The sequence below is a fragment of the Streptomyces megasporus genome, from assembly GCF_000718985.1.
Classification (GTDB): Bacteria; Actinomycetota; Actinomycetes; order Streptomycetales; family Streptomycetaceae; genus Streptomyces; species Streptomyces megasporus.
The window spans coordinates 37,702-50,457 of the sequence record NZ_JODL01000019.1; the positions used below are offsets into that span (position 1 = coordinate 37,702).

At 73.9% G+C, this 12,756-nt stretch carries 11 protein-coding genes; 6 read left to right on the forward strand and 5 right to left on the reverse strand.

What is annotated here, in order from left to right; translation table 11 throughout:
• Positions 1-37: 37 nt before the first annotated feature.
• The 3 genes from fxlM (at position 38) to IF47_RS0117360 (ending at position 3,423) form a co-directional block, all read left to right on the forward strand.
• Entirely contained in the window at positions 38-1,261 is a 1,224-nt protein-coding gene (gene fxlM / locus IF47_RS0117350) for a methyltransferase, FxLD system (RefSeq protein ID WP_031509718.1), read from the forward strand.
• A 726-nt stretch (positions 1,262-1,987) separates the two neighbouring features.
• On the forward strand, positions 1,988-2,851 hold the full coding sequence (locus IF47_RS0117355) for a Bax inhibitor-1/YccA family protein (RefSeq protein ID WP_031509719.1): 864 nt from the start codon (positions 1,988-1,990) through the stop codon (positions 2,849-2,851).
• Positions 2,852-3,066: 215 nt separating this feature from the next.
• Positions 3,067-3,423, forward strand: a complete 357-nt coding sequence (locus tag IF47_RS0117360) for a hypothetical protein (protein ID WP_031509720.1) — start codon at positions 3,067-3,069, stop codon at positions 3,421-3,423.
• Here IF47_RS0117360 and IF47_RS0117365 read toward each other — a convergent pair.
• From IF47_RS0117365 to IF47_RS0117375, 3 genes are all read right to left on the reverse strand, one after another.
• Positions 3,407-4,396, reverse strand: coding sequence for a collagen-like domain-containing protein (locus IF47_RS0117365; protein WP_031509721.1), 990 nt, complete (start codon positions 4,394-4,396; stop codon positions 3,407-3,409). The two genes, IF47_RS0117360 and IF47_RS0117365, sit on opposite strands and share 17 nt — an antisense overlap.
• A 250-nt stretch (positions 4,397-4,646) precedes the next feature.
• Positions 4,647-5,867 (reverse strand): acetyl-CoA C-acetyltransferase, encoded by a 1,221-nt coding sequence (locus tag IF47_RS0117370; protein ID WP_031509722.1) that lies wholly within the window; start codon positions 5,865-5,867, stop codon positions 4,647-4,649.
• A gap of 161 nt (positions 5,868-6,028) precedes the next feature.
• Entirely contained in the window at positions 6,029-7,081 is a 1,053-nt protein-coding gene (locus tag IF47_RS0117375; protein ID WP_078591905.1) for an SGNH/GDSL hydrolase family protein, read from the reverse strand.
• Positions 7,082-7,273: 192 nt separating this feature from the next.
• Between IF47_RS0117375 and IF47_RS0117380 the strand changes: the two genes are divergently transcribed.
• Positions 7,274-8,680 (forward strand): cystathionine beta-synthase, encoded by a 1,407-nt coding sequence (locus tag IF47_RS0117380; protein ID WP_031509724.1) that lies wholly within the window; start codon positions 7,274-7,276, stop codon positions 8,678-8,680.
• Positions 8,681-8,911: 231 nt separating this feature from the next.
• On the opposite strand, the gene IF47_RS0117385 is transcribed toward IF47_RS0117380, so the two are convergent.
• On the reverse strand, positions 8,912-9,349 hold the full coding sequence (locus IF47_RS0117385; RefSeq protein WP_031509725.1) for a hypothetical protein: 438 nt from the start codon (positions 9,347-9,349) through the stop codon (positions 8,912-8,914).
• Between the two features lie 125 nt (positions 9,350-9,474).
• Between IF47_RS0117385 and IF47_RS0117390 the strand changes: the two genes are divergently transcribed.
• Complete coding sequence (locus IF47_RS0117390) at positions 9,475-10,368, forward strand: MurR/RpiR family transcriptional regulator (protein ID WP_425423604.1); 894 nt, start codon at positions 9,475-9,477, stop codon at positions 10,366-10,368.
• 154 nt (positions 10,369-10,522) lie between these two features.
• Positions 10,523-11,146 carry a hypothetical protein gene (locus IF47_RS0117395; RefSeq protein ID WP_037732811.1) on the forward strand — a complete coding sequence of 208 codons (624 nt, stop codon included), beginning with the start codon at positions 10,523-10,525 and terminating at the stop codon, positions 11,144-11,146.
• On the opposite strand, the gene IF47_RS0117400 is transcribed toward IF47_RS0117395, so the two are convergent.
• Positions 11,127-12,602, reverse strand: coding sequence for a type III PLP-dependent enzyme domain-containing protein (locus IF47_RS0117400; protein WP_078591907.1), 1,476 nt, complete (start codon positions 12,600-12,602; stop codon positions 11,127-11,129). The genes IF47_RS0117395 and IF47_RS0117400 overlap by 20 nt on opposite strands.
• Positions 12,603-12,756 lie beyond the last annotated feature (154 nt).

Sequence of the window (12,756 nt, forward strand, 5' to 3'; positions counted from 1 at the left end):
CCACCCGCCCATCACACTGCGAACAAGGAACCCTTCGATGACCACCACCGCCCCCGACGAACTCGCCGACCGTCTCCGGGACCGGATGCTCGATCTGATCCGGGACGCCGGCCGCACCCCCTCGCCCCGCGTCACCGACGCCCTGCGCACCATCCCCCGGCACCGGTACGTGCCCGACGCGCCGCTGGAGAACGCCTACGCCGACGAGGCGGTGATCACCAAGCGGGCCGCCGGCGGGGAATCCCTGAGCTGCGCGTCCATGCCCAGCCTCGTCGCCGCGATGCTCGACTGGCTCGACGTCCAACCCGGCCACCGCATCCTGGAGATCGGCGCCGGCACCGGCTACAACGCCGCCCTGCTCGCCCATCTGGCCGGCCCCGGCGGGCAGGTCGTCACCATCGACATCGACCCGGAGGTGACCGCCCAAGCCCGCCGGGCGCTGGACGCCACCGGCCACGAGCGTGTGCGGGTCATCACCCGGGACGGCTCCCTCGGCGCCCCCGAGCACGGCCCCTACGACCGGATCGTCTTCACCGTCGGCGCGTGGGACATCCCCCGCGCCATCCAGGACCAGCTCGCCCCCGGCGGGCGCCTGGTGGTGCCCCTGCGGTGGCGCGGCACCACCCGTTGCCTCGCCCTGGTGAAGGAGGAGGACGGCCGCCTGCGGGCGGACTCGGCGGAGCTGTGCGGCTTCGTGCCCATGCTCGGCCCCGACCAGGACGGAGAACGCTCCGCCCCCATCGACGCCGACGGACGGGCCACCCTCTACTGGGACACCGACCAGGCCATCGACCCGCAGTCCCTGGCCGGGGTGCTGGAGCGGCCCAGGACGACCACCTGGAGCGGCGTGGTCGTTGGCCCGATGGAGCCGTTCGACGGGGTCTGGCTCCGCCTGGCCGGCACCGAGCCGGGCACCTGTCGGATCGCGGCCGATCCCGCGGCCGTCGGCGGCGGCCTGTGCACCCCTGCCATTCCCGCCCGCAGCCCCGCCCTGGTCGAAGGCGACTCCCTCGCCTACTTCGCGCTCACCCCCCTCGACCGTGACGGTGATGACCGGCGCTGGGAGTTGGGAGCGATCGGCCACGGCCCGGCCGGACCGGACCTCGTCGACCGCCTGTGCGAGCAGATTCACGCCTGGAACGCGGACCGGGACGCCACCCCCGCCGTCGCCGTCCACCCGGCAGACACCCCCGACGAGGAGATCGCCACGGGGGCATTCGTCATCACCAAGCGCAGCACCCGACTGGCACTGACCTGGTAGCGGTGCCGCCGTAGCGGCCCCCACGCCAGTGGCCCGGCCTCCCCGCCACGAGGCCGGGCCACAGCTTTCCAGTGCCCCGGCCCTCTCGGAGTAGCCGCGATAGATGGCGGCCGCCTGTTGCGTGGTGCAGCCCGTAGGAGTGACGCCGGTCACTCTGGTGGAGTTGGGGCAGGGGGCCTGACGGGTCTTGGCCCGGCTTTGAAGTATCAGCGGATCGTGAAATCCTGTGGAAGTAGACGGATCGTCAGTTCTCTCGTTGAGAGCGCTATCGCGGGCGGGGGCGTGGCTTTCGGTCAAGGTCCGTCGCGGTGTGAGGCGTGCCGTGCCCGGCGGGGTGCGGCAGGGCGGTCTTCGGTCCATGCTCCGCAAGCTCGGACAGAAGACCGCAGGTGGGCCCGGCAGTTTCTGCCGGGCCCTCCGCGTGTGTTCCCCAAGTGTGTTCCCGCGGGAGCACGATGGCGGGCCAGGGCGGGTCGGAACGGGTCAGGACGGGCCAGGGCGGGCGCGTTGCGGCAGGTCAGCGCATCGCCGCAGGTCACAGGGCTGGACGGAGGGGGTTCGAATCCGGCTCCGGGCACACCGGGCTCCCCGGCTTCTCGCGCGTCGCGCCGGGTATCAGGAACATCGCGACTCCTTCCAACGTTCGTCCCAGTGCACTACCGTGCGGTCTTTGCTAAAGCATTACTCTTGAGGAAGGGCCGCGCGGTGCGGCCATGGAGGAGTGAGATGAGGAGCAGCAACCCGGTCTTCTCGCGACGGGGATTCAGCCGAGACAACGGCTACGCCGGTTTCAACGCCACGCAGCAGCCGCAGGCCGGGAACCCGTACGCCGCGAACCCGTATGCGACCAACCCCTACGCGACCAACCCCTACGCCCAGCCTCAGACCGCCGGCATGCCCCAGGGCGTCCCGCCGATGGCCCCGCCGGCCGCCGGCCGGATGACGATGGACGACGTCGTGACCCGTACGGGCATGACGCTGGGCCTGGTCGTCGTGATGGCGGCGGTCGCCTGGGTCACGGACATGACGCTCGGCCTGGCCATCGGCGCCATGCTGGTCGCGTTCGTCCTCGGCCTCGTCCAGTCCTTCAAGCGCAAGCCGTCCCCCGCGCTGATCCTGGGGTACGCGGCCTTCGAGGGTCTGTTCCTCGGAGCCCTGAGCAACTACGTCGACACCTTCGTCAACGGTGCGGCGATGCAGGCGGTGCTGGGCACCATGGCGGTCTTCGCCGGTGTCCTGATCATGTACAAGGCCCGCATCATCCGCGTCACGCGGCGCTTCTACCGCTACGTGATGGCGGCCGCCATCGGCTTCCTCCTGCTGACCTCGGTGAACCTGCTGTTCGCGGTCTTCGGCGGGGGTGACGGCCTGGGCTTCCGCAGCGGCGGCCTGGGCATCCTGTTCGGCGTCGTCGGCGTCCTGCTCGGCGCCGCCTTCCTCGCCATGGACTTCAAGCAGGTCGAGGACGGCATCGCCTACGGCGCTCCCCGCGAGGAGTCCTGGCTGGCCGCCTTCGGTCTGACCATGACCCTGGTCTGGATCTACCTGGAGCTCCTGCGGCTGGTGTCCATCCTGCAGAGCAGCGACTGACCGGGTGGGCCGGGGGACCGGCCCACCCCGAGCGGTCAGGGCCCGCGAGGCGCATGCCTCGCGGGCCCTTTCGCGTCCGCACCGCCCCTCTCGCGAAGGGCGGTGGACTTCTTCGTCGTGCCCCCGCCGCACGCTTGTCGCACTCCCGCCGTACGCCCGCGCCGGCGTGCCCGCTCCGTTGGCGGCGGCCCGAGCGGGGCGCATAGGGTTGCGCCGTGCTCGACGTGACCCCTCTGCTCGCCGCCGTGGACCGCTTCGCCGACCGCCTGCGCGCCATGCCGCAGAGCGCCCTGACGAGGGGGGCCGCGGCCGAGGGACTGACCCTGGCCAGGGAGCTGGCCCGGCGCGCCCAGCGCGTGGAGTTCCCCGACCGCCCCCCGCGCGTGTTGCCCGACGCGGGGGTCTTCGCCGTCGGCGATCAACTGGCCGTGGCCGGGCACGACCTGGCGGAGGCGCTGCGGACGGCCGACGCCGGCACGGCCGGGACCGGGTTCGACGCCTCGGCCGCGTCGGCCGAGGCCGTGGCCCTGGTGGAGGCCGCGGAGGAGCGGGCGCTCAGAGCGAGGCGATGACCCGGTCCGCCAGGACGTAGACGTTCTCCTCGCCGCAGGCGAAGGTCAGGGTGTACGCGCCGAAGACCCCCGAGCCCCCCAGCAGCACCGGCTCGGTTCCCTCGCGCAGCGCGGCGGCGAGCCGTTCGACGGGCTCGCGGTGGCTCGGCGTCATGCAGACGGTGGTGCCGTCGGCGAAGACGTAGACGTCCAGCGTGCCCAGCGGGCCGGACCGCACGTCGGTCAGCGGCGTGCCGGCGTCGGCCAGCTCGACCAGGCGCCGGTGGGTGGAGTCGACGGAGGCCGGCCCGTCGGGGCCGTCGGGGCGGCCGGGACCGTGGTCGACGGGCTCGCCGTCGAGGCCGTAGGCGGGGTTGGAGGGGTGACGGCGGCGGGCGGCGGCCGGTCCGGTGGGGTCTCCCGTTGGGTCGAGGTCCTCGTCGGCCCCGTCGGTCCCCGTCCTCCCGCTCTCCGGTTCCTCGGTCCCCGCCTCGCCCGTCCGGGGCCCGTGCGCGGGGCCGGCGGGCCGTGGGACGCTCGGGCCGGGCTCCACACCCTCCAGGTCGAGCCGGCGGGGGACGAAGACCTCGCCCTCGTACGTGCCGCCCAGGGCGCGCTCCAGCAGCGCGTCGAGCAGGGAGGCGTCGAGGCCGGTCCCCTCGTACTCGACGCCGCGCCCCTCCAGCAGCGCACCCTCGGCGAGGGCGTCCCGCGCCTCCTGGGCGGCCCAGAACGCGCGGGCCTCGGCCAGTTCGCGCTCGCGTTCCTCGGCGAGCGCCTCGAAGACGGCGGACCGGATGGCCTCGATGTCGGGGGACGTGCGCGCCGGGGGCACCGTGGAGTGCGTCGGGGCGCCGTGTGCCTCTGCCGAGGCGAGCTGCGCGCGCAGCCCGGAGAGCTCGCGGCGCAGACCGCGGACGGCGCACAGGGCCGCGCAGCCCACCGCCGCGGCGACGCCGGCGGCCAGCAGCAGAAGGATGGATATGGCGCTCACTGACGTACTCCCGGTTGAGAATCCGACCCCTTGAATTCCTACCGCAGCCCGCCGGGAATCTCCTGTCGGCGGGCTGCGGCACGGCACCCAGGGACCGCTTTCGAGGCCCGTGACGGGGTGCCGGCACCCCTGTGAGCAGGGAAAACGCAGCGCCCCCAGGACATAGGTCACATCCTGGGGGCGCTTCGGTATCACGGGGGTCTCACCGGCGCACCGGCGGTGGGCCGCGTCACACCGCCGGCGGGTCGGTTCAGCTCAGCCGCTCGATGACCATGGCCATGCCCTGGCCGCCGCCGACGCACATCGTCTCCAGGCCGAACTGCTTGTCGTGCCACTGGAGGGAGTTGATCAGCGTGGTGGTGAGCCGGGCGCCGGTCATGCCGAACGGGTGGCCGACGGCGATGGCGCCGCCGTTGACGTTGAGCTTGTCCAGGTCGATGCCCAGGTCCCGGTAGGAGGGGATGACCTGGGCGGCGAACGCCTCGTTGATCTCGACCAGGTCGATGTCGTCGATGGTCATCCCGGCCAGCTTCAGCGCCCGCTTCGACGCCTCGACCGGGCCGAGGCCCATGATCTCGGGAGACAGGCCGGAGACGCCGGTGGAGACGATCCGGGCCAGCGGGGTGATCCCCAGCTCGCGCGCCTTGGTGTCGGACATGATCACCAGGGCGGCGGCGCCGTCGTTGAGGGGGCAGCAGTTGCCCGCGGTGACCAGGCCGTCGGGGCGGAAGACCGGCTTGAGGCCCTGCACGCCCTCCATGGTCACGCCCGGCCGGGGGCCGTCGTCGGAGGAGACCACCGTGCCGTCGGGCAGGGTGACCGGAGTGATCTCGCGCTGCCAGAAGCCGTCGGCGATGGCCTTCTCGGCGAGGTTCTGCGACCGCACGCCGAACTCGTCCATCTCCTGGCGGGTGACGCCCTTGAGGCGGGCCAGGTTCTCGGCGGTCTGCCCCATGGCGATGTAGACGTCGGGTAGCTCGCCGTCCTCGCGCGGGTCGTGCCAGCCCTCGCCGCCGGCCTCGGCGCGGGCGGCGGTGCGGGCCTCGGCCTCGGCGAAGAGCGGGTTGTGGGTGTCGGGCAGACCGTCGGAGGTGCCCTTGACCGACCGGGAGACCATCTCCACACCGGCCGAGACGAACACGTCGCCCTCGCCCGCCTTGATGGCGTGCAGCGCCATGCGCGTGGTCTGCAGCGAGGACGAGCAGTAGCGGGTGATGGTGCAGCCCGGCAGGTGGTCCATCCCCATCTGCACGGCGACGACCCGGCCGAGGTTGTGGCCCTGCTCACCGCCGGGCAGACCGCAGCCGAGCATCAGGTCGTCGATCTCGGTGGGGTCCAGTTGCGGGACCTTGGCGAGCGCGGCCTTGACGATCTCGGCGGTCAGATCGTCCGGCCGCAGGTCTTTGAGCGAGCCCTTGAAGGCGCGTCCGATCGGCGAGCGGGCGGCAGAGACGATCACTGCTTCGGGCATCACGGCTCCAGGGAACGAGGACGGAGAGGTGTGGATGGTTGGGAACCTACCCATACGTAAGACGGCGGTCACGACTCGCCGCGTGTGATCCGGGCCTCTTTTCTAAGCGCTTGCTCAGTCTGCGGGGAGGGCGCCCCCGCGACGGGGGCGGTCGGGGACGGTCAGGGGGCCGGCGGAGGGGCCCCGGCCTCCTGGGGCGGCGCGGGGAGGGCCTCCTCGGCCTCCGGCAGCCGCCTCCGACGGCGGTGCTTCAGCAGCGCCCAGGGACCGCGGACCGCGGTCACCTCCGTGCCGCCCTCCTCGGCGGCCACCACGGCCGCCCGGTCCACCGGCAGGATGCCCTCGCGGCGGGCGGCGTCGGGCCGCTCGTCCTCCGGCCACAGGCCCAGCGCGGCGCAGAGCGTGGGCAGGAACGCCATGGCCGCGGTCGCGTACCCCTCGGCCGAGGGGTGGTACTGGTCCGGGCCGAACAGCTCCCGAGGGTTGGCCTCGAACTCCGGGCCCAGCAGGTCGCCCAGCGAGACGGTGCGCCCGCCCAGCTCCACCACCGCGATCGTCTGGGCCGCCGCGAGCCGGCGACTCGCCCGACGGGCGATCCAGCGCAGCGGCTGGGCGACCGGCTCGATCGTGCCCAGATCCGGGCAGGTGCCCACCACGACCTCGCACCCGGCCGTCCGCAACCGCGCCACCGTCTCCGACAGCAGCCGCACCGAACGGGCGGGCGGCACGCGGTGGGTGACGTCGTTCGCGCCGACGATGACCACGCACACGTCCGGCGCCCCGGCGCCGCCCGTATCGGCGTCGGCGACGCCCAGCAGTTCCGTCACCTGGCGGTCCAGATCCTCCGAGCGCGCGCCGGGCACCGCCACGTTGCGCAGCAGCACCGGACGCTCCGCCACCGCCGCCAACCCCGAGGCGAGCAGCGCGCCCGGCGTCTGCCCCGCCCGGCGCACCCCCAGCCCGGCGGCCGTGGAGTCGCCCAGCAGCGCCAGCCGCAGCGGTCCGAGCTGCGTGCCGGGCCCCTGGTGAGCCAGGGACGCGCCGTACAGTCCGTCCGCCGTCGGCGGCACGGCGTCCGAGTCGCCCACCCGCCGTCTCGCCAGCCGTGCCTCGGTCATCAGCAGGCCCACGGCGGCCCCGCCGAGCAGCCCCACGCCCCCGCCGCCGTACGCCGCGGCCGTCGCGATCCTGCGCGCCACTCTCGCTCTCGACATGGGAACCTCCGCTCCGCTCGCCGCGCCCCATGGCCCGGCCACCCCGTGCGCCCGCGTGTTCCGTCCGCGTCACTATGGGTGTGTTGCCCACTGCGGTCCGCCGCGCAACGCGCGTCAACGGATCTCGGGCACCCCCCTAGGCTGGGCCGTACGGGCAGGCGATGGCGACTGCCCCCGATCGCGGAGAATCAGGTGCAGTATCACGAGTCGATGATCGAGCTTGTCGGCGACACCCCGCTGGTCAAGCTGAACAGCGTGACGGCCGGAATCCGGGCCACCGTCCTGGCGAAAGTCGAGTACTTCAACCCCGGTGGGTCGGTGAAGGACCGGATCGCGGTGCGGATGATCGAGGCCGCGGAGCGCTCCGGGGAGTTGAAGCCGGGGGGCGTCATCGTCGAGCCCACCTCCGGCAACACCGGGGTCGGGCTGGCCATCGCCGCCCAGCAGAAGGGGTACCGCTGCATCTTCGTCTGCCCGGACAAGGTGTCCATGGACAAGATCAACGTGTTGCGCGCGTACGGTGCGGAGGTCGTGGTCTGCCCCACCGCGGTCGCCCCCGAGCACCCCGACTCCTACTACAACGTCTCCGACCGGCTCGTGCGCGAGACGCCGGGCGCCTGGAAGCCCGACCAGTACAGCAACCCGAACAACCCGCGCTCCCACTACGAGACCACCGGCCCCGAGCTGTGGAAGCAGACGGACGGGCGGATCACCCACTTCGTGGCGGGCATCGGCACCGGCGGCACCATCAGCGGCACCGGCCGGTACCTGAAGGAGGTCTCCGACGGGAAGGTCAGGGTGATCGGCGCCGACCCGGAGGGATCGGTGTACTCGGGCGGCTCCGGACGGCCGTACCTGGTCGAGGGCGTCGGCGAGGACTTCTGGCCCAGCGCCTACGACCGCGAGGTGACGGACGAGATCATCGCCGTCTCCGACAAGGACTCCTTCCAGATGACGCGGCGGCTGGCCCGCGAGGAGGGCCTGCTGGTCGGCGGCTCCTGCGGCATGGCGGTGGTGGCGGCGCTGCGCGTGGCCGAGCGCCTCGGGCCGGACGACACCGTCGTCGTCCTGCTGCCGGACGGCGGACGCGGCTACCTCTCGAAGATCTTCAGCGACGAGTGGATGGCGGACTACGGCTTCCTGGAGGAGGGCGAGCCCACCGCGGCCCGGGTCGGCGACGTGCTGAGCCACAAGGAGGGCGCGATGCCGTCGCTGGTCCACATGCACCCGGACGAGACGGTCGGCGAGGCCATCGAGGTGCTGCGCGAGTACGGCGTCTCGCAGATGCCCGTGGTCAAGCCCGGCGCCGGGCACCCGGACGTGATGGCGGCGGAGGTCGTCGGCTCGATCGTCGAGCGTGAACTGCTGGACGCCCTGTTCGCGCAGCGCGCCAAGCTGGAGGACCCGCTGGAGAAGCACATGAGCGCGCCGCTGCCGCAGGTCGGCTCGGGCGAGCCGGTCGCCGACCTGATGCCGGTGCTGGAGCGGGCCGACGCGGCGATCGTGCTGGTCGAGGGGAAGCCGACCGGAGTGGTCAGCCGGCAGGACCTGCTGGCGTTCCTGGCCCGGGGAGCGGGGGGCACGACGAAGAACCAGTAATCCGGGTGTCACGGCCCCGCAAAGCGCGGTCAACACTCGTGGGGCATCGTCGGACGTGTCGGCGCCGGGAACTCCGGAGCGGCTCCCGGACTTCCTCGGGCGCCCCGGACGCGGGCCGGGTCCCCGACCCGCCCCGCGTCACGCGGGGACCGCCGTCGTCCCGCCCTCGGTGCGCGCACCGGGGTGCGGCGGTCCCCGCGCGTCCCCGCCCCCGTCCGTCCGGACGGGGGCTCAGTCCCATGCGTCGGACGTTCCGTGGCGCTCCCGGCGGTCGCGGAACCACGGCAGACGCCCGGCGGAGTGGACGGCGTTGACGCCGACGATCCCGGCCCAGCAGATCAGCAGCCCGGGCAGGTCCGCGTGCGTCACGGCGATCGCGGACAGCGGGACGGCCAGCACCAGCGAGATCGCGGCCAGCCCGAAGACGGCGCCGGGCCCGTCCGGCGCGTGGCCGTCCCGTGCCCCGCGGGCGCCCCGGGCCGCGGCCGTCCGCTCCTCGGCCACCTGCCGCCGCACCCGGCGTTCGATCACGGAGTCCAGACGCCGGTCCACCTTCTCCAGGAAGGAGTCGACCAGCTCCGACTCGTACTCCGGCCCGAGCTCCCCGCGCGTCTGCAGGGTCGCGTCGAGCTCTTTCCTCAGTTCCGGGCCGAGCCCCTGTGCGTCCATGGCCTCACGCTACGGACACCGGCCCGTCGGGTCAGTGGGGTTGTCCCCCGGAACGGGCGGGGGGCGGCCCCTGCCGGAGCCCGGACGGCGGACCGCGCCGATACTGAATAGAGTCATGCGGAGCGGTGAGCGCTGAAGAGGGGCAGACCGATGCGGGCGGACGAGTGCGGGTGGGCGCGGTGAGCGGTGCGAGCGCGCGGCTGCTGAAACTGTTCGAGGGGCACCGGCTGACCCCGACCCAGCGGCGGATCGCCCACTGCATGGTGCGGCGCGCCGACGACGCGCCGTTCCTCTCCAGCGTCGAGCTGGCGGAACTGGCGGGGGTGAGCCAGCCGTCGGTGACCCGCTTCGCCGTCGCGCTCGGCTTCGACGGCTACCCGGCGCTGCGCAGGCACCTGCGCGAGGACCGCGCGGAGCCCGCGGCCGGCGAGGACGGGCGGGACGACCGCAACGCCTACCAGCAGGCCGTGCACGCCGAGATCGAGAACCTGCGCCGGCTCGCCGCGCAGCTCGCCGACCCCGCCCCCGTGGCCGAGGCCGGACGCCTGCTGGCCGCCTCCCGCCCCCTGCCCGTCCTGGGCCTGCGGGCCGCCGCCGCGCAGGCGCGGGGCTTCGCGTACTTCGCCGCCAAGGTGCACCCCGACGTGCGGCTGCTGGACGAGGGCGGGTCGATGCTGGCCGACCGTCTCGACGCGGCGGTGCGGGCGGGGGCGAGCGCCCTGCTGTGCTTCGCGCTGCCGCGCCACCCGCGCGAGGTGGTGACCGCGCTGGACCACGCGCGGGAGGCCGGTCTGCGGGTGGTCACCGTCGCCGACAGCGCCTTCGCTCCGGTCGCCGGTCCGGGGGACCTGCTGCTGCCCGCCGCCGTCGGCACCGCGCTGTCCTTCGACACCGCCTGCGCGCCCATGCTGCTGGGCCGGGTGCTGCTGGAGGCGATGTGCGACGAACTGCCGGACGCGCAGGCCCGGTTGGAGGAGTTCGACGCGCGCGCCGCCGAGCGGGGGCTGTTCGTCGAATGACCGCGTCGGCCGGTCGGCCGGCGGGCCGCCGTGCGCGCTCCCTTGACCGGTTTCTCAGCGGACTCTCATGCTCGTTCACTACGCTTTCCGTACGGAAAGCCGTGACGTCACGCAGGTGAACGGAGCAGAACGCCGAGAGACGAGGAGGACTGCCGTGGGACGCGGAGCCTATGCGCTGGCGAGGGTGGCGGTGTACGTGCGGACGGCGGGCGTCGCGCTGTGGTGGACCGGCCTGGCGGCCGCCGTGGTCGGGGTGGCGATGCCCGGCCTGACCGGGCGACGGATCGGGGTGACGGCCGGTGCCGCGCTCTTCGTCGTCGCCGCCGCCGTGACCTTCCTGGTGCGCCGCCGTCGCTGCTCGACCCTGGTGGAGGGCGCGTCCGCGGCGGGCAAGTGGGTGGTGCTCCACGACCGGGCGGTGACGGTCCGCACCTGGCTGCGGACCCGCCGCTGGTGGCTGACCGCCGCCTTCCTGGCGGCCGTGGCCTCCTCCGCCGCCCTGCCCGCCGCGGGCGGGATGCTGCTGGCCGGGGTCGGCGCCGGTCTGTGGGCCAAGGCGGTGTGGCTGGGCTCCTGGGAGCGGGCGAACGAGAAGCTGCTGTGGGTCCGTCCGGAGTGGGCCGAGGGCCGCAGCCCGGCCCGGAAGAAGGTGCGCGGCTGGATGACCACCGGTCCGCTGGCCGGGGACGCCGCGCCGGGCGGTGCGCGTCGCCGTCCCTCGGCGGCGGCCGGTCGGGAGCGCCGCCCTCGGGCCAAGGTCACGGCCGCGGCGCGATGAGCGCGTCGCGCTGAGCCCCGCCGGACGCGGCGACGACGTCGTCCAGGGTCTGCGGCGGTCGTACGGTCAGGAAGCGCACGGTGTCCGTACGGCCGCCGTCGGCGTTCCCCGGGGCCTCGCCGTCCTCGCCGTCTCCGATGCCCCCGCCGCCCCCGCCGTCTCCGCCGACGGTGAAACCGTACACGCCCGGCCGGGGCAGGCTGTTGTAGTCGAACGGGGTGGAGAAGTAGTACGCCCCGGTGTCCAACAGCGCCACCAGGTCGCCGGCCTCCAGTTCGGGCAGCTCCCGGCCCCGGGCCACCAGGTCGCCGGCGAAGCAGCAGGGCCCGGCGACGTCCTGGACCAGGCCGGGGCCCTCCTTGGGACGTCCCCGCCCGTCGTGGGCGGCGATCCGCAGCGGCCACGCCTCGGGCGCGAAGACCGTCCGCACGGCCACCTGAGCACCCGCGTGGGTGACGGCGATGGGACGGCCCCCGGCGCTCTTGGCGTACTCCACGCGGGCCAGCACCAGCCCGCACTTGGCCAGCAGCGACCGCCCGAACTCGGTGACCAGCCCGTAGCGCCCGTCGAACAGGCCGGGGACGGTGTCGCGCAGCAGCCGGGCGTACTCGGCGAAGGTCGGGGTGATCTCCTCGGAGGCGAAGTTCACCGGGAGGCCGCCGCCGATGTCCAGGGTGTCGATCCGCTGCTCCCCGACGGCCGCGTTGATCTCCTCGGCCAGCTCGTACGTGGCGGCCACCCCGGCCGCCATCGCCTCCAGGGGCATGCCCTGGGAGCCGACGTGGCAGTGCAGCCGGGTGATCCAGGGCCGCTCCACGCAGGCGCGCACGACGAACTCGCGCGCTCCCTCGTCGCGCAGCGCGAACCCGAACTTCGAGGTGGCCGTCGCGGTGCTCATCGCGGCGATGCCACCACCGCCGATCTGGGGGTTGACGCGCAGACCGACCGGTGAGACGGGAGGGGAGGGCAGGGCGCCGGGGGCCAGCAGGGCGTCCAGGCGCTCCAGCTCCTGCCGGTTGTCGACGTTGAGGGCGACGCCCAGCTCCAGGGCCTCGCGCAACTCCCCGGTGGTCTTGGCGGGCGAGTCCAGCACGATGCGCTCCGGAGCGACCCCGGCGGCCCTGGCCAGGGCCAGCTCGCCGGGGCCGGCGACCTCGCAGCCCAGCCCGCAGTCGGCGAGCAGACGCACCACGGGGACCAGGGAGGCCGCCTTGACGGCGAAGGCGTGGAGCACGGGCCGGCCGGGGGCGGTCACCTCCGCGAAGGCGGCGCGCAGGCGGGCGGCCGACTCCCGGACGGACGCCACGTCCAGCAGCGCGACGACCGGGTGCGCGTCGGAGAGCAGGCCCTGCTCCACCGCCGCCCGGATGGCGAGGCGGCGGCGGGAGACGGCCGCGGTGACGTCCGGGGTTGCGTCCGCGGTGACCTCCGGGGCTGCGTCCGAGGCGGCGTCCATGGCGGCGTCCCGTGCGGCACCCGGGGTGACGTCCGGGGAACCGGCGGGCGGGGCGGCGTGATGCGGGGAAGCCATGGAACAAGACAAACACGGTCGGGGCGTGCGGACGACCCCTCCTCTTGACTAGATCTATTCACTGCATAGGCTGACTGTA